Annotated in this window: 21 protein-coding genes; 6 read left to right on the top strand and 15 right to left on the bottom strand. The window is 60.3% G+C overall.

Annotation, left to right across the window (positions count from 1 at the left end; genetic code table 11):
* Window positions 1-3: 3 nt before the first annotated feature.
* Window positions 4-1164: an amidase family protein gene (locus tag RLCC275e_RS29585; protein ID WP_033183596.1), complete on the top strand. Its 1161-nt coding sequence runs from the start codon at window positions 4-6 to the stop codon at window positions 1162-1164.
* 110 nt (window positions 1165-1274) lie between these two features.
* Here the strand turns inward: RLCC275e_RS29585 and RLCC275e_RS29580 are convergent, their stop codons facing one another.
* Window positions 1275-1715: a DMT family transporter gene (locus RLCC275e_RS29580; RefSeq protein ID WP_033183597.1), complete on the bottom strand. Its 441-nt coding sequence runs from the start codon at window positions 1713-1715 to the stop codon at window positions 1275-1277.
* A complete protein-coding gene (locus RLCC275e_RS29575; protein WP_033183598.1) occupies window positions 1712-2197 on the bottom strand; it encodes a DMT family transporter in 486 nt (161 codons plus the stop codon). Before RLCC275e_RS29575 ends, RLCC275e_RS29580 begins: the two co-directional genes overlap by 4 nt.
* Before the next feature lie 247 nt (window positions 2198-2444).
* Between RLCC275e_RS29575 and mug the strand changes: the two genes are divergently transcribed.
* The 4 genes from mug to RLCC275e_RS29555 all read left to right on the top strand — a co-directional run bounded on the left by mug (window position 2445) and on the right by RLCC275e_RS29555 (window position 6032).
* The gene (gene mug / locus RLCC275e_RS29570; RefSeq protein WP_033183599.1) at window positions 2445-3002 is read left to right on the top strand and encodes a G/U mismatch-specific DNA glycosylase; all 558 of its coding nucleotides are present in this window, start codon (window positions 2445-2447) and stop codon (window positions 3000-3002) included.
* A 52-nt stretch (window positions 3003-3054) separates the two neighbouring features.
* The gene (locus tag RLCC275e_RS29565) at window positions 3055-4815 is read left to right on the top strand and encodes an MOSC and FAD-binding oxidoreductase domain-containing protein (protein ID WP_033183600.1); all 1761 of its coding nucleotides are present in this window, start codon (window positions 3055-3057) and stop codon (window positions 4813-4815) included.
* Between the two features lie 92 nt (window positions 4816-4907).
* Window positions 4908-5753, top strand: coding sequence for a pirin family protein (locus RLCC275e_RS29560; RefSeq protein WP_033183601.1), 846 nt, complete (start codon window positions 4908-4910; stop codon window positions 5751-5753).
* Window positions 5754-5813: 60 nt separating this feature from the next.
* Window positions 5814-6032 carry a hypothetical protein gene (locus tag RLCC275e_RS29555; protein ID WP_003553121.1) on the top strand — a complete coding sequence of 73 codons (219 nt, stop codon included), beginning with the start codon at window positions 5814-5816 and terminating at the stop codon, window positions 6030-6032.
* Between the two features lie 157 nt (window positions 6033-6189).
* Here the strand turns inward: RLCC275e_RS29555 and RLCC275e_RS29550 are convergent, their stop codons facing one another.
* From RLCC275e_RS29550 to RLCC275e_RS29520, 7 genes are all read right to left on the bottom strand, one after another.
* On the bottom strand, window positions 6190-6711 hold the full coding sequence (locus RLCC275e_RS29550) for a cupin (RefSeq protein ID WP_050516853.1): 522 nt from the start codon (window positions 6709-6711) through the stop codon (window positions 6190-6192).
* Window positions 6712-6805: 94 nt separating this feature from the next.
* Window positions 6806-7216: a TIGR02588 family protein gene (locus RLCC275e_RS29545; RefSeq protein ID WP_033183602.1), complete on the bottom strand. Its 411-nt coding sequence runs from the start codon at window positions 7214-7216 to the stop codon at window positions 6806-6808.
* 6 nt (window positions 7217-7222) lie between these two features.
* On the bottom strand, window positions 7223-8092 hold the full coding sequence (locus RLCC275e_RS29540; RefSeq protein ID WP_033183603.1) for a TIGR02587 family membrane protein: 870 nt from the start codon (window positions 8090-8092) through the stop codon (window positions 7223-7225).
* Window positions 8093-8261: 169 nt separating this feature from the next.
* Complete coding sequence (locus RLCC275e_RS29535) at window positions 8262-9074, bottom strand: DUF1206 domain-containing protein (protein WP_033183604.1); 813 nt, start codon at window positions 9072-9074, stop codon at window positions 8262-8264.
* A gap of 296 nt (window positions 9075-9370) precedes the next feature.
* Entirely contained in the window at window positions 9371-9904 is a 534-nt protein-coding gene (locus tag RLCC275e_RS29530; RefSeq protein WP_033183605.1) for a GNAT family N-acetyltransferase, read from the bottom strand.
* 19 nt (window positions 9905-9923) lie between these two features.
* Window positions 9924-10745 carry a bifunctional allantoicase/(S)-ureidoglycine aminohydrolase gene (locus RLCC275e_RS29525; protein WP_033183606.1) on the bottom strand — a complete coding sequence of 274 codons (822 nt, stop codon included), beginning with the start codon at window positions 10743-10745 and terminating at the stop codon, window positions 9924-9926.
* A 114-nt stretch (window positions 10746-10859) separates the two neighbouring features.
* Window positions 10860-11513: a glutathione S-transferase gene (locus RLCC275e_RS29520; RefSeq protein WP_033183607.1), complete on the bottom strand. Its 654-nt coding sequence runs from the start codon at window positions 11511-11513 to the stop codon at window positions 10860-10862.
* Window positions 11514-11635: 122 nt separating this feature from the next.
* Here RLCC275e_RS29520 and RLCC275e_RS29515 point away from each other — a divergent pair, with 122 nt between their 5' ends.
* Window positions 11636-12850, top strand: coding sequence for a polyhydroxyalkanoate depolymerase (locus tag RLCC275e_RS29515; RefSeq protein ID WP_033183608.1), 1215 nt, complete (start codon window positions 11636-11638; stop codon window positions 12848-12850).
* 31 nt (window positions 12851-12881) lie between these two features.
* Here the strand turns inward: RLCC275e_RS29515 and RLCC275e_RS29510 are convergent, their stop codons facing one another.
* From RLCC275e_RS29510 to RLCC275e_RS29485, 6 genes are all read right to left on the bottom strand, one after another.
* Window positions 12882-14714, bottom strand: coding sequence for an ABC transporter ATP-binding protein (locus tag RLCC275e_RS29510; RefSeq protein WP_130708119.1), 1833 nt, complete (start codon window positions 14712-14714; stop codon window positions 12882-12884).
* A 32-nt stretch (window positions 14715-14746) separates the two neighbouring features.
* Entirely contained in the window at window positions 14747-15943 is a 1197-nt protein-coding gene (locus RLCC275e_RS29505; protein WP_033183610.1) for an aminotransferase class V-fold PLP-dependent enzyme, read from the bottom strand.
* A gap of 68 nt (window positions 15944-16011) precedes the next feature.
* Window positions 16012-16524, bottom strand: coding sequence for a RidA family protein (locus RLCC275e_RS29500; protein WP_033183611.1), 513 nt, complete (start codon window positions 16522-16524; stop codon window positions 16012-16014).
* A gap of 49 nt (window positions 16525-16573) precedes the next feature.
* The gene (locus RLCC275e_RS29495; protein WP_033183612.1) at window positions 16574-17443 is read right to left on the bottom strand and encodes an ABC transporter permease; all 870 of its coding nucleotides are present in this window, start codon (window positions 17441-17443) and stop codon (window positions 16574-16576) included.
* Complete coding sequence (locus RLCC275e_RS29490; protein WP_003553764.1) at window positions 17443-18384, bottom strand: ABC transporter permease; 942 nt, start codon at window positions 18382-18384, stop codon at window positions 17443-17445. The genes RLCC275e_RS29495 and RLCC275e_RS29490 overlap by 1 nt, the downstream gene beginning before the upstream one ends.
* 80 nt (window positions 18385-18464) lie before the next feature.
* A complete protein-coding gene (locus RLCC275e_RS29485; RefSeq protein ID WP_033183613.1) occupies window positions 18465-19991 on the bottom strand; it encodes an ABC transporter substrate-binding protein in 1527 nt (508 codons plus the stop codon).
* Between the last annotated feature and the right edge of the window lie 125 nt (window positions 19992-20116).

Raw genomic sequence — 20116 nt, 5'->3', positions numbered from 1 at the left:
CAAGTGCGAGACCCATGGAACGCTTTCGTGCCCTATCCGGATGCGGATGTCAGGCACGCGGCCATCGGTCCGCTTTCCGGCCTCCGACTGGCGGTCAAAGACCTTTTCGACGTTGCCGGCTATCCGACCGCGGCCGGCAATGCCACGGTACTCGCTGCCTCCGGCATCAAGACATCAACGGCGCCTCTGGTCCAGACGCTGCTCGATGCCGGCGCCTGCTTCGTCGGCAAAACCAATACGGATGAGCTCGCCTATTCCCTGATCGGCGGCAACATCCATTTCGGCATGCCTATCAATCCGCGCGATCCTCAGCTCATTCCCGGCGGATCGTCGTCGGGCTCAGCCGTTGCGGTTGCCGCTGTCCTCGTGGATATCGGCCTTGGAACAGACACGTCCGGCTCCATTCGGCTGCCCGCCGCCGTCAACGGCCTCATCGGCTGGCGGCCGACACATGGAAGCCTCGACAACAGGGCACTGCGTCCGCTGGCGCCAAGCTTCGATGTGCCGGGCTTCATGACGAGAAGCCTGGAACCAATGGCCACGGTAATGAGCGCCGTCAGCATGCCGACGGCAAATGACCGGCCATCATCTATTCTCATTCCCGAGGATATTTTCGCAACCATCGACGACGCGGTCGCCGACGAGATGATCGCCAGCCTTCGATCAGCGGACATGCCTATTCGCAGGACCGATACTATCGCCTCGTTCAGCCTCGCGGATCTTGCCTTGGCGTTCATCACCATCCTCCAAAGGGAAGCCTGGGAAAGCAACAAAACACTCTTCGAGCGGAGCCCTGAAGCCATTGCGCCCGATATTGCTGCGCGCCTTCTGTCAGGATCTCGCCTGGACGACGAGGAGGTGCGCGAGGCACGCAGGATCGCCGCCCTCTTTTCCCGGCAGATCGACCGATTGCTCTGCGAAAATGTAATCGTCGCTCTTCCGACCTTGGCCATGAGCCCGCCTTCGCGCGATGCCGAACCGGAAAGCTTCGCAGCATTTCGTTCCGCCTGCATCAAGCTTCTGTGTCTCTCGGGCCTTAGCGGCTGCCCGCAACTGGCTTTTCCAATTATCAATTGCGCGAGAAACGCTTCGCTTTCCTTGTTCGGCACAAGGGGCACCGACAGGATGCTTGTGAAGGTGGCCCAGCAATTGACGGCTGAGTGAAAGAGCAGATGCGGCGGGGAGCCGTTTCCGCCGTCCGTCCCCATGGCTTGCGACCGGCCGATGAAATTGTTCGGTCAGCGACAGCACCGGAATCGCAGCACTGCGCTTGGCTATTGCGCACCGCCGGCTTTGCGTCGTCCCCGGCTGACCATCATTCCGCCGACGATGAGAACAATTCCGGCCGCGTTCGCCCAAAATGACGCTGGGACGGCGCTGATATAATCAAACGCCACCCCTGTCACCATCTGTCCACCGATGATCAGCAGAGCCGAATTGACCGCGCCTATTCGAGCAATGACCCAACTGCCCACCGCCACGAAGATGACGCCGATGGGACCACCCAGATAGGCATACCAAGGCGCCTCGGCCGCACCCGCAGGAAGCAGACCTCCGACAAAAAGACCGAGGCAGGTGAGGGCAGCAAAGCCTATCGCATGGTTCCAGAAGGATGCGATCAGCGGCGTGGTGGATACGCTCAACCGTCCATTGAGCTGACGACTGAGGCCGACGAGCACACCGCCCAGGCACGCGAGGAGAATGAATACCGTCACGCCGCACCTCGCCCAAACAGTATAATGAGTGCGGCCCCGGTGACGACCAAGCCGAGTGCCACGATGTCTCGTCTATCTGGGCGCCGCTTTGGCAGACCGAACAGTCCCCAGCTGTCGGCCGCGACGCTGAAGGCGACCTGGCCTGCCAAACCCAAAGCCAAGGTGCCGGAGAGCCCGAGCGGTGAGTTGACCGCGGTCGAGGTCAGAATGACCGTTGCCGCGCCGGATATCCCTCCGAGATAAGCCCACCAAGGTGCATCGGGGGCTTTTTCTAGCCTCGGGGTGCGTCGGCGGTGGACCACCAGGAGAAGAATGACGGCGGCGATGATGCCCGTGCCATGTGCGGTCCAAGATGAGAACAGGGGATTGCCATAACGGGCCAACTCGCCGTTGAGGTGCACCATGAAAGTCAGGAGCCCTCCCGTGGCAAAAGCTCCGATGAAGTAGATGGGATGCGAACTACGCGCTGCTTCGGTGGTCATTGCGGATCCTGTCAAAGAATCGATTGCGCCCGATAATTTTCAAATTGCCACTACAGCGCCGCGCGTCTTTCAGACGCGCAAAGGACGCTGTAGCACTTTGAATGACTGCATAATTCCCGAAATCGATTCCGATTTCGGGAATTATGCAGTAAGGCCATTCATCGTCATTTTCAGCAAGATGATTAGCACCGTCCGATCGACGCATGGTTGGTGTATTTGACAGGCTAAATTCGAGCGACGTCCTACAATGCAAGATGATGCCACGTCCGCGGATCTCGATGGTCCAGACGACTCCACAATGCCGAGCACCGGATTGTCGGAAATCCTCGCGCCTGGCCTCTCCGTGGTTTTCTGCGGATTGAATCCGGCGCTGTCCGCCGTTCGCGACGGGCATAATTTCTCGAACCCGAGCAACCGTTTTTGGCGGGTCTTGCATCTGGCTGGATTTACACCGCGTCTGCTGCGGGCGAATGAAGAGCGCGAGCTGCTGCAATATGACTGTGGTCTGACATCCGCGGTTTCACGCCCCACGAAAAGCGCAAACGAGCTCAAAAGGCAGGATTACCTCAGCGCCGCACCCGTCCTGGAAAACAAGATACGAAAGTTTGCGCCAGCCAATCTGGCCTTCCTTGGAAAGGCGGCTTACGCAGCCATCAGTCTTCGAGCCGATGTTGAATGGGGTCGGCAGCCCGAGGAATTTGCCGGCGCCGTCATATGGCTGTTGCCAAATCCGAGTGGTCTCAACAGAGCCTTCACCTTGACGACATTGACCGAACACTATCTCGAGCTGAGATTGACGCTGTAGCCATCCTCCGTCGATCTCGAAATTGCGGTGATCGTCATTCGGGAGAAATGTCATGGTACACTTGCTTTCGGTCAATGTAGGCCTGCCGCGCGACGTCACCTGGCAAGGCAAGATCGTCAACACGGCCATTTGGAAGACGCCGGTCGACGGCCCGCGTATGGTGCGGCGCCTGAACGTGGACGGCGATGGACAAGGCGACCTTGCTGGCCACGGCGGCGAACGCCGCGCAGTCTTTGTCTATCAAATCGAGTCCTATCGGTACTGGCAGGAGCAATTGCGCCGGGACGACTTCGTCTACGGGCAGTTCGGCGAGAATTTCACCGTCGATGGCTTGCCCGACGCAGAGGTATGCATTGGAGACCGTTACCGGATCGGCGGCGCTTTGTTCGAAGTGACGCAACCACGCGTCACCTGTTACCGGCTCGGCATACGCATGGACGAGCCGGAGATGGCCGCGCTGGTGGTCAGACATGGCCGGCCTGGTTTTTATTTCCGTGTGCTGGAGGAAGGCGAAGTGCAGGCCGGCGACGAGATCACGAAAGTGGCGTCCGGGCCTGAAGGCATGAGCGTTTTCGAGATCAACGCGCTGCTTTATATGCCGGGCCACCCTCGCGATCAGTTGGAGCGCGCGTTGCGCATCCCGGCGCTGAGCCCAGGCTGGCGCCATTCTTTCGAGGCGCTGGTCAAACAGGAGCGGAAGCAGGGCGCGCCGACAGGAAACGTCGGGCTGACAGCCGCGTCCGGCCCACCTCCGGCATGGCGCGGGTTCCGCCCGCTGCGTGTATCGCGCAAGGTGCGCGAAAGCGGCAGCGTGGTTTCCCTCGTGCTCGAACCGGCGGATGGCCAACCTGTTGCCGCAGCACTCCCCGGGCAGTTCGTGGTGCTGCGGCTCGGGCCGGCTTCGGCGCCTGCGCTGACGCGCAGCTATTCGCTCTCGGGCGAGCCCAGCGCCACGCGCTACCGCGTCAGCGTCAAGCGGGAGGCCCATGGTGCTGCCAGCGGCTACATCGACGACGAGTTGCAGGTCGGCGACATCGTGCAGGCAAGTGCAGCACGCGGCAGTTTCACATTGCGGCCGGGCGATAGGCCGGTTGTTCTAATGAGTGCCGGGATCGGAGTGACGCCGGTGCTGGCGATGCTTCATGTTTTGGCGGCCGAAGCGTCGACGCGGGAGGTCTGGTGGTTATATGGAACCCGCAATGGCCAGGAACATCCGTTTGCCGAGGAGGCGCGCGGACTGCTCAAGGCGCTCGCTCACCATCACAGCCACATTTGCTACAGCTCCCCCGACCCCAAGGATCGGCCTGAGATAAATTTCGACGCTCGCGGCCATCTGGATGCGCAGGCGCTCAAGTCGCTCAACCTGCCTCGCGATTGTGACGTCTATGTCTGCGGACCGTCGAGCTTCATGAGCGATCTGACCGTCGGCCTTGCAGCCTTGGGTATCGCGCCGGATCGCATCCACACCGAGATGTTCGGCGCCGGTCCTGCGATGACACCCGGCATAGCTGCTTCCTCTCGCCGGCCACCACATTTGCCGGCAGGGCTTCCAGGCTCGGGGCCGCTGGTGTCGTTTGCCCGCACTGGTCTCAATGTGCGCTGGGAGCCGACATTCCAGAGCTTGCTCGAACTGGCCGAGGCCTGCGACGTACCGGTGCGATGGTCGTGCCGAACCGGCGTCTGTCACACTTGCGAGACCGGACTTGTGGAGGGCAGTGTGGGCTACCGGCCGGACCCTGTCGATGCTCCGGCGGATGGCAATGTGCTGATTTGCTGCGCAAAACCTGAGGGCGACATCGTGATTGATTTGTAATGCCTGGAGGAACGCCGACCGTGATTGTTGATCACGACCGCGGCGCGGTAATGGCCTGGTGTCGTCATTGCCTTGCAAGCATGGAGGATGCGATGCTGCTCAAGGGCGAACGAACATTCGTGGTACGGGATATGGGAGGCTTCGTCGCGCACCTCAACATGCCGGGGTGGTTGAGACCGAAGCCGACCGATCACGGCCAAGGCCCTCTCGCCATGGTCGTTGAATCCATCCTCGATCCTGGCCGCCTGATCGCCATGCACGAGCACAGGAACGACGAGATTATTTCCTGGGTGCCCGAAGGCGTCATGCGTCACGACGACAAGGCCGCTGGCCGGTTGGTGATCGACCGTGACCATCTGATGGTGATGAATGCCGGAAAAAGCTTTTGGCATTCCGAAGAGACGCTGGCGTCCGACCCGCCTCTGCGAATGCTGCAGATCCTCGTTCGCCCTTATGCGATCGATCTCGAGCCGAAGATCCAGCACGGGCCGATGCCAGCTGCCGCGGCAAACGTCTGGCGACACCTGGTCGGGCCGGAAGGGGAGGGCGCGCCCTTCTATGTCCGCAGCGCAATCGACGTCTTCGATATCCGGCTAGACGCAGGCATACGGGTGGAATTCCCGCAGAAACAGGGCCGAGACCTCTATTTCTATGTCTTCAGCGGTTTCGTTGTCATCGATACGCAGCCGTTCGCCGAAGGCGAACAGGGGCTGCATTTATCTGGTGACAAGCTCGAAGTAGAGGCGCAGAGTGCAAGCACGTTGGTCGCGTTTCTGCTCGACCCGAACGCATCTATCACCAGGCAGGGGACTGTCGGCGACCACAAGAAGATCCCGCCGGCAATCATTATTCGCGCGTTCCTGCGATGGAGGAAATTTCGCCATATGTGGCGTCGTCATATTTCGCTTCGCCGCTCGAAGACCGAAAAGGCGATATGAATGGAACAAGGATGCCCCTAACGGGTTTCGAACCTTAGCGTTCAATAGGAGGAGCATTTCATGCCTACGGTTGCCGCCACACCCATCACCCCACCGGACCAGCACGTTGTAACGGCGCGCGAAGCCATCGAGCCGCTTTATGAGAAGCTCGAGCTTCAAACGGAATCGCTGGTCCTGTCTGCGGCGCTGGAAGCGGGATGGTCTTCGGACGAGGCAACCAAGGCACTGGCGACGCTCAGACTTCAGGACGCACTTTCCACCCTTGGACGAACAGCCTGACCAATAAAACTCCGAGAATGATCAACGATTACTGTCGGAATGGGCGACTATTGGTTACTCAACGGTCTCGCGCGGCGTGCTGACTAGCACGGGCGGCGCGTGATTAGCGGCGTGACCTCGCATTTTCAGTTTGACCAGGCATCCCAGGGAACCTCAATCAATCTCTGCGCCATGCGCGAACCAAATATCCATCGGCGCCCTCGATAGGGTCGCTGCTCGGGATCGAGAGTTCGGCAATGGTCAAAAGCTGCTCCCGAGACGGAGCTGATGTCAGTATGTCTGCATGCTGTCCGGGCGGATAGCCTCCCACCACGGAAAAATCCGCACTCGCCCCAAGGTTCCGATGGCCGGTCCCGGCTGGCAAGATCAGACAATCGCCCGCTGCGACATCGATTTCTTTGCCCTCTGGCCCGCCGAGCAAAAGCTTGGCCGAGCCCCTGGCAATACCAAGCACCTCATGGGCACCAGAATGATAGTGGTCGTAGGTGAAGATGCCATTCCGCCATATCCCAGTCCATCCGTTGCTCGCGAACAGGTGTTCGAAACTCTTGCTGCCTGCTGCGGCTGAAAGCGCACGTCGATAGATCAGAACTGACAGTTTCGGGTTGTTTGGCACCCAGCTGCTTCGCTGTAGCTGCAGCTCGTGTACGACAACCGGGTCAGTGGCATCCTCGGTCATAAAAATGTCTCCCAAGCATATATCCGATCTTCGTTGAACTAATCTGCCTGGCACGGTGGGGAGGCGCTGGGTCTCGCAAGAAATCCCAACGCTACTATGGCTCATCAAATGAGGACGCTCTGACCGTCAACGTCTTACCGGTGGGGTCTTGCTGGAATATCAGCCCACCTTTCGCTTTCGAGTGTCCCGGGACATAATCCAAGACGGTCTCGACGTTTTCAAGCACCGAACCTTGTTCTCGTATCTCGCCGTGGACGGCTACCTGCGACGCTGTCGCGCTTGAATCGTTTCGGATTTCGAAGAGGACTTGAAAGCCACCGTCGCGCTTTTCGGTTTGCAGCACGACCCCGACCAGATTCGGAGAAGAATCACGGTCCACCAATGCATCCTTGCCAATCCAAGCAATCACGCCAAGGACAATTACGGCCGAGACGACGCCCGTGACCCATTCAATCCAATGCGGTTCGCCTGCTTCCAGATTTTTGCCGTTGGAGATTTTTGTCATGGTGCCTCACAGGATCAGGCGAGCTGCTGCCGCGCCAATGGCACCGGGAAAGCTCAGAACGACAACGGCCATAAGGATTTGGGTAGACCCGATGTCATCGGTTCTATGGAACGTCCAGAGGCAATAGGCACTAATCAGACCGGCAATTACATAGCCCGGCAGGGTGAAGCGAACGAAAGCGTGCCAGCTTGGCGTACCCTCGGCGAGATCGTGGCTCCCCTTGAAAGAAAGGGCGTAAACGAACCCATGCATGACTGCCAGCGAGGCGGCGATCATGAGCAGGCCATGCCACGGCGTCATCTTGTACGAGAGCAAGATCATTTCCTCGGTGGGCGCGACGTTGAGGTTGAGGAACAAAGCGCCGACCGCCATCAGGAATAGTTCACCGGCGTAGCTCGTTTCCCGTTCGTGGATTGGGTCATCACTATCGCCTTCCTTGGCATCGTCACCATCGTCCGATTGTCCGCCGAGCTGGCTCCGACCTAGCATCGCGCCAATGCTGGCAGGTATGGCCTGGATCGCGATCATTCCGATAATCTCGTGCGGAGATTGGTCGTATTTCAGAACCCCCATGGCGAAGAGGATCAGTGCGCTGCCCAGAACCCCAAGGCCGTAGGCAATGCTTGCGTCACGGATCGCTTGTCGCCAGGTCGACGTCCGCTCAAATCCGATCCGGTCCGAGAGAATAACGAGAAGGGGAATATTGACGATCAGCAAGAGAAACAGGCGGCTGCGGTCCATGTAGAAGCCGAGCTCCCACATTTCCATGGTCATGAACATGGGCAGCGCGAAAAGCAACGCTCCCGCAATACCGCGTGCGATCCCTGCAAAAAATTTGCTTCTATCGAAATCCTCACGAGTAATCGCGACACTCAAGTTTGATCTCCCCTAAATGAAAAATTCCCACCACCCGTAAACCGAGGCAGCGGCATTCAAAGCGCACGCGCTCGCTGCAGAAGCGCGGGTTGGACGCATGAGCACCAGCGCCGCCGAAGTCAAAGCCGTCATGGACATCAAGGTTGACATGACTTTTCTCGAATGCTTCTCAGTTGTGAGATAGTGGCAGCTCCGACCGTACCTGCGAGAGATTTGGTGTCGACACGGTTCGATATCGTGCCTCGACCAGATTATAGATCCCGAACGCAGCCAAGCCGATAGCCACGACGAGGTAGAGAACAGCTCCGAAAGGAAGCTGTCTCACGAAGGTCAAGGCATCACTTATGCTTCCCGCCTGGCCCGGATCGACGGTGAAGGCCGTATAGCAAAAGAAGATGCCGACGATCACGAAAACGACCCCACGGGAAACCAGCCCATAAACGCAAATCAATAACAGAGGTCGGCTTTGACCGAGCGTGAGATATCGCTCAAACCGCCGCGTGATGCCTTTCAGCGCGGTAACGGCACCACCAACGACAAACCCGAGACCAATCGCACCAGCTAGGAATCGGCCAAGCGGCTGCGACATGGCCCAGGCTGCTAAGCCCTTTTCTCCGCCGTCGCCACCAGATCCAAAACCAAGGGCGTCCTGAAAGGCGTATATCGCCAACCCCGTGTAGGTCACGGCGCTCCCGAGAAGGGCGGCACGGATCAGGTAGCTTTTCACACTGTGGTCATGGTTGTCTGCGTTCGCGATGGACTGGGCAAGCCGCCATGCTACGAAGCCGAGTAGCCCGAGCCCTATCAAGCCCAGCCACACCCGGCCCAATGGCTGTTCCAAGACAGCGTCGAGCGCCGATTTGGTATCGGCCTTTCCGCCGCCGAAGCTCGAAAATACTGCCAGCGCAGCAACGAGCAAAAACACAATGCCTCGGGCGCTGTATCCAGCCCGCGCAAGCCATTCAAATTTCGACCTGGTCATCTCTGTTTCCCCTCGCCGCGCATTTAACGAGCACCCAGCAAAACAGTTCCGACTTCTCCGCGATGAATGTCTTCAACGAGGCAAGCGCCTCGAACTTTTATCGCAATCTTGATTGTCGGACGCCCACAGGAGGTTCCCAATGAAACGAGATTGCGAGCAGCGCGAAACTGGCTAAATATACTTCAGTTCCATAAGATAGATTACGCCACTTTCACAATCGTAGATTGCTCATCTTATGTTAACATACTTTTAGTTGCTTGAAGAATTCGGCTGGGACCTCCCCTGAGATCCGCCTTTCAAATACCGTTTGATGATCGCAGTTCGTAGAGCACGTGATGGCGCAACGGATGCCCTTCGGCCAAATTGGGATGATCGAACTCACCGATCCGGTTCATCCCTAGCCGTCTCATCAAACCCCAGGAATTGCTGTTTGCGGGCACCGTGAAGCTGACGATGCGGTCAAGCTTCAGATCGTTGAACGCAAAATCGAGAGACCGTTCCGCGGCCTCGCGCGCATATCCGGCGCCGTGGCGCGAGGCTGAAAGCCGCCAACCGATTTCGACTGCCGGGGCAAACGGCAAAGCCGGCGAAACATTGTTGAGACCGCAGAGGCCGATCAACTCGCCGCTTGCCTTCTCCTCCAGCGCCCAGAACCCCCAGCCATGATCCTCGAAGTGAAGGTCGATGCGGTCGAGCATAGCATTCGACTGTTCGTCGGTCAGAGGATTGAGAAATCTGACGACGTCGGGCTCGGCATTGATCGCAGCGAAGGGCTTGCGATCCTGCGGTCGCCAGGGTCTCAAAATCAGACGTTCGCTTTCGAGCCTCATCGTCCCTCTGCGATAGATCCTACCAGAGCGTCATGTGACGGTTGACGTCCTTGTAGAGCAGGTAGCGGAAACGGCCGGGGCCACCGGCGTAACATGCCTGCGGGCAGAAGGAGCGCAACCACATGAAGTCGCCGGCCTCGACCTCGACCCAATCCTGGTTCAGCCGATAGACCGCCTTGCCCTCCAGCACATAGAGACCATGTTCCATGACATGGGTTTCCATGAAGGGGATCACCGCGCCCGGCTCCAGAGTCACGATATTCACGTGCATGTCGTAGCGGACATCGGCCGGATCGATGAACCGGGTCGTCCCCCAGCGTCCATCGGTATCAGGCATCGCCGAGATGGCGTGTTCGTCCTCATGCGTGACAATCGCCGGTGGCGGCTCCAGCCCCTCGACCTGCTGAAAGGCCTTTCGAATCCAGTGGAATTTTGCCGCAGCCGAACTGCCGTTTTTCAGGCGCCAGACCGAGCCCGCCGGAATATAGGCGAACGAACCGGCGCGCAGCGCATGGCTGTTGCCGTCGAGCTCCACGGTCATCTCGCCTTCGACGACGAACAGGACCGCTTCGGCCCGCTTGTTGGGCTCCGGCCGATCGCTTCCGCCGCCCGGTTGAACCTCCATCACATATTGCGAAAAGGTCTCGGAGAAACCGGAAAGCGGCCGGGAGAGAACCCATGCCCGTGTCCCCGTCCAGTGAGGAAGGACGCTGGTGACGATATCGGTCATCACGCTGCGCGGGATGACCGCGTAGGCTGTGGTGAAAACGGCCTTGCTGGAAAGCAGCTCGGTTTGCGGCGGCAGTCCGCCGAGTTTGGAATAATAGTCGTTGTTGTTCATCGGTCCAGATTTCGCGGCATGTGGCACTGCATCTGATTTATGCGCCGCTCACCTTCCAGGCAACTCTTAATTCGACCGTGAAAATCGATGCGGAGCCGCCCGGCCGCGTTTCCGTCAGAACTCGACTTCCAGCTCGACGATCTCGTCCGGCTCGACCAACGCCCCTTCGGTCCATTCGCCCATCAGCGGCCAGGACAGCACCGTCTCGACATAGGCTGCAAGCCGCGGCTCCAGCTCCACCGCATAGGTGCGAAAGCGGGTGCAGACCGGCGCGTACATCGCATCGGCCACGGTCGGCACGGTCCCGAACAGCCAGGGTCCGCCGCTTGCCTCGAGGCATTCGGTCCAGATCGCCTTGACGCGCTCGACATCGGGCCGCGCGCCTGAAAATATCTTGAACCGCTCATGCCGCGCCTTGAGGTTCATCGGCAATGCCGAGCGCAGATTGTGGAAACCCGAATGCATCTCGCCCGAGACCGACCGGCAACGGGCGCGCGCCGCGCGCTCGGCCGGCCAGAGCCCGGCAGTGGGCGCCACCTCATGGAGATATTCGGCAATCGCCAGCGTGTCCCAGACCGTCACATCGTCATGGGTCAGCCTCGGCACCAGGACCGATGGTGAAAGCAGAAGCAGTTCCTGACGCGCCTCGTCATCCATTTCCACAAGGACTTCGGCGAAGTCCAGCCCGGCCATCCGGCACAGCAGCCAGCCGCGCAGAGACCATGAGGAGTAGTTCTTCGAGGAAATCGTCAGTGCCGCCTGCGACATTGGGCTCTATCCTTGTCGGACAATGTTGCTTCTTCCTCGATAATCTTCTCGCATGGCAGGACATATTCCACTAGCATTTTTTGCACCGCCGCATTGATGCGGCAGTGCGGGAGATTTCGGCCATGCTCTACCAGGCCTATCAGTTCCAGGATGATCTCATCGCGCCGCTCCGCGATCTGGCGCGGCGCTTGCAAATCTTCTCGGCGACAGCGCTCTGGGGATCCGGCAGCGAAATGGGACGGCACTTCGCCGCCGCGCTGGAGATGATCTCACGCTTCGAGATCACCCACCAACGTCCGGATTTCGCCATAGACTCGGTCATGATCGGCAATCGCGTGGTGCCCGTCACCGTCGAGACCGTACTCGACATGCCCTTCGGCACGCTGCTGCGCTTTGCAACGGACACCGATGCAAAGCGGCCGCGGGTGCTGGTCGTCGCCCCGCTGTCCGGCCATTTCGCAACACTCCTGCGCGGCACGGTGCAGACCCTGCTGCGCGATCACGACGTCTATATCACCGACTGGGCGAACGCCCGCGACGTGCCGCTGTCGGCCGGACGCTTCGGCATGGACGACTATGTCGATTATATCATGCATTTCCTGGAGGAAATCGGCCCCGGCGCTCATATCCTCGCCGTCTGCCAGCCCTGCGTACAGGCGCTGGCCGCCGTTGCCGTGATGTCGGAAGAGCGGCATCCCGCCACCCCGCGCACCATGACGCTGATGGCCGGGCCGATCGATCCGCGCGAGAGCCCGACGAAGGTCAACGAACTTGCCGTATCGAAGTCGCTCGCCTGGTTCGAGAACTCGCTGATCACGGGCGTTCCCTGGCGTTATCGGGGCGCCGGGCGGCGGGTCTATCCCGGCTTCCTCCAGCTCGTCGCCTTCATGTCGATGAACATGCAGCGCCACCAGGACGCCCATCGCAGGCTCTACGACCATCTGGCGAAGGGCGAGACGGCAGAAGCCGGCAAGATCAAGAAGTTCTACGACGAATATTTCGCCGTACTCGACCTCACCGAAGAATTCTACATCGAAACCATCGAACGCGTCTTCCAGAAGGCGGAACTCGCGACCGGCGACTTGACCCACCATGGCCGCAAGGTCGACCCGGGCCAGATCCGCAACACGGCGCTTTTGACCGTCGAGGGCGGCCGCGACGACATCTGCGCGCTCGGCCAGACGTCGGCCGCGCACGATCTCTGTCGTGCACTGCGCCCGCATCTGAAGCGCCATCATCTTCAGGCCAATGTCGGACATTACGGCGTCTTCAGCGGCCGCCGCTGGGAGGGGGAAATCTACCCCGTCGTGCGCAACATGATCCTGGCGATGGAATAGCGCCCGTCAGATCCGAAACGCGATGGCAAGTCTACCGATCGGCCATGACCAGATGGCCCGGCCCGACTTCGCGATAAGACGTGCTTGCGGGCTGATAATCGACCGGGCGCATCGGGCTCTTGATCTCGTCATTCGCCACCATCCGCTTTTCGTGGCGACGGTCCGGATCGGGCACGGGCACTGCTGCGATAAGTTTCTTCGTATAGGGGTGCTGCGGATTTTCGAAGACCGCGGACCGCGGACCGATCTCGACGATCTCGCCGAGATACATCACCGCCACCCGATGGCTGACGCGCTCGACGACCGCCATGTCGTGCGAGATGAACAGGAAGGCGAGGTTGAGGCTCTGCTGCAGATCCAGCATCAGGTTGATGACCTGCGCCTTGATCGAGACGTCGAGTGCCGAGACGCTTTCGTCGGCGACGATGACCTTCGGCTGCAAGGCGAGCGCGCGGGCGATGCAGATGCGCTGGCGCTGGCCGCCGGAAAACTCATGCGGATAACGCGCAGCCATATCCGCCGACAGACCGACCTTCACCAGCAGGTCCGCAACGACGTCCTTTGCCTGCTTCGAATTGCCCATCTTGTGTTCGAGATAGGGTTCGGCGATTGCAGCACCGACCGTCATGCGCGGGTTGAGGCTGGCAAAGGGATCCTGGAAGATCATCTGCACGGATTTGCGCATCTCGCGCAGATCCCTTCTGTCGAGGCCGAGCACTTCCCTGCCCTCGACCAGAACGGAACCGGCCTGCGGCTCGATCAGCCGCATGATGGCGCGGCCGGTCGTCGATTTACCGCAGCCGGATTCGCCGACCAGCGACAGCGTCTCGCCGGCATGAAGATCGAAGGAGACGTTTTCGACCGCATGCACCCGGCTGGTCAGCCGGCCGAACAGGCCGGAATGAATGTCGAAGCGCTTGGTAAGGTTCTTCACCTGCAGGACCGGCGTCGCTGCCACCGTATCGGCGACCTCGGCGGGAATGTCCGATTCACCCGTTGCGGTATTGACCACGGGAAAGCGCAGCGGCCTCTGCCGACCCTGCATCGAGCCGAGCACCGGCACGGCCGATAGTAGCGCTCTCGTATAGGGATGTTTGCCGCGGTGGAAGATGTCGGCGGTGGCGCCGCTTTCCACCTGTTCGCCGCGATACATCACCACCGTCCTGTCGGCGATCTCGGCAACGACACCCATGTCATGGGTGATGAACAGAACCGAGGTCCCCTCCTCATCCTGCAGCATCTTGATGAGATCAAGGATCTGGCCCTGGATGGTCACGTCGAGCGCCGTCGTCGGCTCGTCGGCGATCAACAGTTTCGGCCGGCTGGCGAGCGCCATGGCGATCATCACCCGCTGGCGCATGCCGCCGGAAAAACGATGCGGATATTCACCGAAGCGCGAGGCGGCCGAGGGGATGCGAACCTTTTCCAGCAGCCTTATCGTCTCGGCTTTGGCATCGGCCCTGCTCATAGCGGAATGGCAGAGCAGTGCCTCGGAAATCTGGTCGCCGATGGTGAAGAGCGGATTGAGCGATGTCATCGGCTCCTGGAAGATCATCGCCACCTCGTTACCGCGCACCTGCCGCATGGCATTTTCCGGCAACGCCAGGAGATCGCGTCCGCCAAGCATGACACGGCCCTCGACACGGCTCGTATCCGCCTGCAGCAGCCGCATGATGGAGAGCGAGGTGACGCTCTTGCCCGAGCCGGATTCGCCGACGATCGCCACCGTCTCCGCTGGCGCCACCGTGAAGGAAACATCACGCACGACCGGTTTCCAGACACCTTCCACCAGGAAAGATGTCGTCAGACCTTCGACGGAAAGAACGTCGGTCGTCTGGATCGGTTGGGTTTGGGCGCTGGCCATGGCGGTTCCTCTTGCGGCGGGTAAGCGGCGGATCAATCCGGCCAGCGCAACGCACCGTCGAAGCGGTGCCTGCTGCGGTTCTCGATCGGCGTTGCGATGATCTCGTTGGAGGCGCGCGCCTTGTCGAGTTCCTGCGCCAGGCGCTCCGCGACGACCGTCTCCTCGCCCGGGTGCAGATTGCACGGGTCGAGGTAGAAATAGCGGTGCTCCACCTCATGGTCGCGCACGATGATCGGCGGGCTGCCCTTGGCGAGCGCATCGGCCAGATCCCAGGCGGTGATATGGGCTTGCTCGGGATCGACGATCAGGCGCAGCCGATCGAGCGGATTGTTGGTCGGGTCGGGCTCGATCAGCACTGTGAGGCCAGGGCGGCCGTCGAGCGTGCGCTTCCACAGGTTGAGATAGCCGGTCTCGCGTTCCCGGATGCCGGCATGGTCGCGGTTTTCCCAAGCTTCGAGCGCTGCCATGACGCCGAAGATGCTCTCCTTGCCGACCTTCATGCCACGGCCGATGCCCATATTCTGCAGGAAGGCATGACGCACCAGCTCCTTCCTGCCGGCAACGATGCCCGAGGTCGGGCCGCCGAGAAATTTATGGCCGGAGTAAAGGGCGATATCGGCCCCCTGCTCCAGGAAAATCCTGAGATCATATTCCGAGGCGGCATCGACGATGACGGGCACGCCCTTGGCATGGGCAATCTCGACGAATTCCTTGAGATTCAAAAGGCCGTAATCGACGACATGATGGGAGACGACATAGACGGCGGCTGCGGTCTTCTCGGTGATGGCGTTTTCCATGTGGAAGCGATGCGTCGAGGTCGCCTGCCCGACAAGCACGACCTTGCCGCCGGCAAGCCGGATCGCCTGGTCGACCGGAGCGCCGTAACTGACGACATGGCCCATCTGCACCAGCACTTCGTTTTTCTCCGCCGCGACATCCGGCAGCCTCTCGATCGCCAGCAGGTTATTGCCGGTGATCGCGCCAGCGACGGCCAGCGAAATGCCGGCCGAGCAGGAGGCCGTGACGAAGCCCGCCTCGCCGCCGGTCAGCCGGGCGATGACGGCGCTGGCCTTGCGTTGCAGGTCGCTGATCTCGACGAAGTGCGGCAGGATCGATGCCATCGCGCTGATCGCTTCGGGAACGACGATCGAGGCGCCGAGGCTGGTCATCGTGCCCGATACATTGATGACAGGGCGAAGGCCGAGCGACGGGCGGATATCAGTGGACATGGAGATCTCCAGGAGTCTGGGTCGAAAAACGAAACATGGGGCGGTCGATCAACTGTGTCGAGTTCCCGTTAGCCGTGCAAGGCGACGATCGCCTCGATCTCGACGGTGATATTGCCGGGCAGCGAGCCGAAGCCGACGGCCGAGCGGGCATGTTCGCCGGCTTGCCCGAAGACTTCAATCAGCAGATCCGAGCAGCCGTTGATGACGCTCGGATGATCTTCGAAATCAGGCACGGCATTGACCATGCCGAGCAATTTCACTACCCGCTTGACCCGGGAGAGATCGCCGAGCGCGTCCTGCATGACGGCAAGCAGGTTAATGCCGGTCAGCCGCGCATGGCCGTAGGCCGCCTCGACACTGACCCCACCACCGACCTTGCCGGCATGCATGAAGCCGTCGGCCTCACGCGGCCCCTGGCCGGAGAGGTAGAGCATATTGCCTTCGATCACGTGCGTGACGAAATTGGCGATCGGCGGCGGCGGCGGCGGAAGCGCAATGCCGAGGGCGGCAAGCCGTTCGTAAGGCGAGTTCTCGACCTTGCCGGCGGCGGTGGGAAACTGATTCACGCAAACTCCTGTCATGCAATTTTCGATTGGGCGAATTTCGATTGGGCCGACGTTTGGTCGGCGATTAAAGATCCTTGCGCAGTCTTGGATCGAGCATGTCTCTGAGGCCATCGCCGACCATCTGCAGCGACAGCACGGAGAGGATGATGGCGACACCCGGAAACAGCGTCATCCAGTCGGCCTGGCCGATATACTGCCGGCCGGCGGCGATCATCGTTCCCCAGGTCGGGATTTCGGGGCTGACGCCAAGGCCGAGGAAAGACAGGCCGGCTTCGGCAAGCATCGCGCTCGCAAAGAGGAAGGTGGCCTGCACCAGGATCGGCGACAGCAGATTGCGCAGCACATGCCGTGTCATGATGTGGAAGGTCGAAATGCCGAGCGCCCTCGCCGCCTCGACATAGGGGAGTTCACGAATGACCAGCGTCGAAGCGCGTACGATGCGGGCAAGGCGCGGCGCATAGACGATCGACAGCGCGATGATAACAGTCGTCAGCGACGGGCCAAGGGCGGCGACGAGCGCGATCGCCAGTAGAATATCCGGAAACGCCATCATCGCGTCGATCAATCGGGCGATCGGCGTATCGAGCTTCTGGAAGAAGCCGGCAAGCAGGCCGAGCGTCACGCCGATCACGGCCGAGAGCGTCACGACCGCAACACCGACGAGCAGCGACAGGCGGCCGGCGAAGATCGTACGCGAAAAGACGTCACGGCCGAACTCATCGGTGCCGAAGAAAAAGGTGCCGCTCGGCGGCTTCAGCCGATTGACGATGGAAAGCTTCGACGGCGAATAGGGCGCGACAACAGGCGCAAAGACTGCCAGAAGCACGAAGATCGTCAGGATCAGCAGACCCAAGGCGACCGTCTTGCGCTTCAGCAGGCGCTTGGTGAATTTGCTGCCCTCACCTTCGACTGATTTGATTGCGATATCAGCCATCAGTAGCGCACCCTCGGATCGATCAGCAGATAGAGCATGTCGATCGCAAAATTGATCAGCACGTAGAGCGCGGCGATGACGAGCAGCGCCCCCTGGATGACCGGATAGTCGCGGCGCAGCACCGCCGAGACGACGAGATTGCCGACACCCGGCAGGCCGAAGACGGTCTCGGTGACGACGGCGCCAGATATCAGTACCGCTGCCGTCAGGCCGATCACCGTCAGGATCGGGATAAGCGCATTCTTCAGCGCGTGCTTGAGAATGACCCGGCGCTCGATCAACCCCTTGGCGCGTGCCGTGCGGATATAATCGTCGCCAAGCACATCGAGCATCGACGCGCGGGTGAAACGCAGGATCAGCGCCGAGGAGACGATGCCGAGCGCAAAGGCAGGCAGCGTCAGATGATACATCCGATCGAGAAAGGTCGAGCCCGGACCGCCATAACCCGAGACCGGGAAGAGGTTGAGCCTGACGGCGAAGAACTGCATCAGGATCAGGCCGAGCCAGAAGCTCGGAATGCTGGCGGCAAACATGGCGAGCGTCGTTGCCGCCTGGTCAATGAAGGAGCCGCGCCGATAGGCGGCATAGATGCCGATAGGCAGGGCGATGATGCTGGCAATGGCGAGCGAAAACAAAGTCAGGAAGAAGGTCGGCTCGGCCCGGTCGAGCAAGGCCGAGGTGACAGGCATGTTGAGGAAGATCGACTGACCGAGATCACCTCTCAGCATCTGGCCGATATAGTAGACATATTGCAGGCCGAGCGACTGATCGAGGCCGAGCCGGGCCCTGAGGTCGGCAATATCCTGCGGCGTCGCATCCGGCCCGAGCATGACGGCGGCCGGATCTCCCGGCGTCACGCGCACGATGACGAAGACGATCGTGACGACGAGAAACATCACGACGATCATGCCGAACAGGCGCTGGAGGATGTAGCGTATCATGAATGCCTGGCAAACCCTTGCAGATGCTGCAAAAAACAAGACCGATACCGACCAGGAATGGCCGGTATCGGTGGCGATGTTTACTTCTTGATCGAAGCATTCCAGAAATACGGCCACGGAGCCGGATCGACGCCTTCAAGCTTGGTCGATTCTGCCGAAACGGCGTTGAAGTCGCCGATCTTCATGAAGGGTGCGTCGGCATAGATCGCCTTCTGGACATCGGCCCAGAGCGCCACGCGCTTCTTCGGATCAACTTCCGAGGTGAAGGCATCGACGGCGGCCTTGCGGGCCGGCGTATCCCACCAGCCCGGCGAGCTTGTCGAGAGCGAGCCGATCAAAGCAGGCTCCGGCAGGAAGGGGCTATGGGTGATATAGATATCCCAGAGCTTCGGATCGGTACGGCGCTGCGTCAGCGTTGCCCAGTCCACAACCTGCATATCGACGGTGAAGCCGGCAAGCTTCAGATATTCGGCGGCGACCTGCGCCATCTTGTAGTGGAACTCATACTGGCGGCTGGTCAGGATGCGGATCGGTTCACCGTTGTAGCCAGCCTTCTTGGCGGCAGCGGCCGCCCCTTCCGGATCGGCGACGTTGTAAGCGCCTTCGACGCCGGCATCCGTATGCCAAGAATAAGATTCCGGATAGATGGCGCCGTCGAGCGCGTAGAAATCCTTGCTGCCGAACGCTGCGGCCAGCATGTCCTCCATGCTGAGCGCCTGGCGAACCGCTTTGCGGACTTCGACATTCTTGTTGACGCCATCGGCGGTGTTGAAGACGAAGACGGGATAGCCGAAGGGCTTCAGGATGATCGGCTGCGAGGCGGTGGAGGCCTTCAGCTTATCGTAGGATTCGACCGGAATGGAGTCGACATAATCATACTGGCCGGAAATGGCGGCCTCGACGCGGGTGTTCGGGTCGGGCACCGGCACGAAGCGGATTTCATCGAGATACTGGTGGCGGGCGCCGCCATAACCATTGCTGTCGCCTTCGCGCGACTTGTAGCCATCGAAGCGGACGAGCTGGATATACTGGTCGGCCTTGCGCTCCTTCAGCATGTAGGGACCGGTGCCGATGAAGTCTTTCATCGGCTCGTCCTGCTTTTCGGACGGGATGATGATCGCGGCCGAATTGTTGAAGGCGAGCAGCGAGGTCAGCGGCGCATAGGGTTGCTTCAGCGTGATCGTCACGGTCGCTGGATCGGCGGCAGTGACCTTATCGATGAAGCCGGCGACCTGCTTGCCGCGCGAAGCGATCTTCATCCAGCGGCCAAGAGAAGCGACGACATCTTCCGAGGTCATGTCGGTATTGTCGTGGAACTTGATGCCGGTCCTGAGCTTGATCGTGTAGGTTTTGCCGTCGGCACTGATCTCAGGCAGGCTTTCGGCCAGAAGCGGCGTGACGTTCCAGCTCTTGTCGAAGGTGTAGAGCGTTTCGAAAATGTGCTGCGTAACGATGCCGACCAGATCGGCCGTCGATGACATCGGATCGAGCGTCGGTGGCTCGCCGATCGTCGCGACGTTGATGACGCCGCCCTTTTCCTGGGCAAGGAGCGTCGAAGGCAGGGCGACGAGCGCAGTGCCGAGAAGGAATGCGACCAATGTTTTCATGTGAGGGCTCCCATTTAGTTCCACAATTATGTAATTCATATTTTTGTAACAGAATAGGAGATGGATCGACCTGTCAAGCACGAGCGACGGATTATGCTTGGGGGCGGCTACGGGACGCCGCGAAA

It is taken from the genome of Rhizobium brockwellii (assembly GCF_000769405.2).
Classification (GTDB): domain Bacteria; phylum Pseudomonadota; class Alphaproteobacteria; order Rhizobiales; family Rhizobiaceae; genus Rhizobium; species Rhizobium brockwellii.
Note: the sequence above shows the minus strand (reverse complement) of the source record. Positions and strands in the feature narration are given on the sequence as shown.

Coding starts and splice junctions, on each gene's coding strand:
- RLCC275e_RS29530 (WP_033183605.1), bottom strand. CDS start 9,904: ATGAGGCTCGAAAGCGAACGTCTGATTTTGAGACCCTGGCGACCGCAG.
- RLCC275e_RS29515 (WP_033183608.1), top strand. CDS start 11,636: ATGCTCTACCAGGCCTATCAGTTCCAGGATGATCTCATCGCGCCGCTC.
- RLCC275e_RS29510 (WP_130708119.1), bottom strand. CDS start 14,714: ATGGCCAGCGCCCAAACCCAACCGATCCAGACGACCGACGTTCTTTCC.
- RLCC275e_RS29500 (WP_033183611.1), bottom strand. CDS start 16,524: ATGACAGGAGTTTGCGTGAATCAGTTTCCCACCGCCGCCGGCAAGGTC.
- RLCC275e_RS29535 (WP_033183604.1), bottom strand. CDS start 9,074: ATGACCAGGTCGAAATTTGAATGGCTTGCGCGGGCTGGATACAGCGCC.
- RLCC275e_RS29525 (WP_033183606.1), bottom strand. CDS start 10,745: ATGAACAACAACGACTATTATTCCAAACTCGGCGGACTGCCGCCGCAA.
- RLCC275e_RS29560 (WP_033183601.1), top strand. CDS start 4,908: ATGCTGCTCAAGGGCGAACGAACATTCGTGGTACGGGATATGGGAGGC.
- RLCC275e_RS29505 (WP_033183610.1), bottom strand. CDS start 15,943: ATGTCCACTGATATCCGCCCGTCGCTCGGCCTTCGCCCTGTCATCAAT.
- RLCC275e_RS29545 (WP_033183602.1), bottom strand. CDS start 7,216: ATGACAAAAATCTCCAACGGCAAAAATCTGGAAGCAGGCGAACCGCAT.
- RLCC275e_RS29485 (WP_033183613.1), bottom strand. CDS start 19,991: ATGAAAACATTGGTCGCATTCCTTCTCGGCACTGCGCTCGTCGCCCTG.
- RLCC275e_RS29550 (WP_050516853.1), bottom strand. CDS start 6,711: ATGACCGAGGATGCCACTGACCCGGTTGTCGTACACGAGCTGCAGCTA.
- mug (WP_033183599.1), top strand. CDS start 2,445: ATGCAAGATGATGCCACGTCCGCGGATCTCGATGGTCCAGACGACTCC.
- RLCC275e_RS29490 (WP_003553764.1), bottom strand. CDS start 18,384: ATGATACGCTACATCCTCCAGCGCCTGTTCGGCATGATCGTCGTGATG.
- RLCC275e_RS29565 (WP_033183600.1), top strand. CDS start 3,055: ATGGTACACTTGCTTTCGGTCAATGTAGGCCTGCCGCGCGACGTCACC.
- RLCC275e_RS29575 (WP_033183598.1), bottom strand. CDS start 2,197: ATGACCACCGAAGCAGCGCGTAGTTCGCATCCCATCTACTTCATCGGA.
- RLCC275e_RS29520 (WP_033183607.1), bottom strand. CDS start 11,513: ATGTCGCAGGCGGCACTGACGATTTCCTCGAAGAACTACTCCTCATGG.
- RLCC275e_RS29555 (WP_003553121.1), top strand. CDS start 5,814: ATGCCTACGGTTGCCGCCACACCCATCACCCCACCGGACCAGCACGTT.
- RLCC275e_RS29495 (WP_033183612.1), bottom strand. CDS start 17,443: ATGGCTGATATCGCAATCAAATCAGTCGAAGGTGAGGGCAGCAAATTC.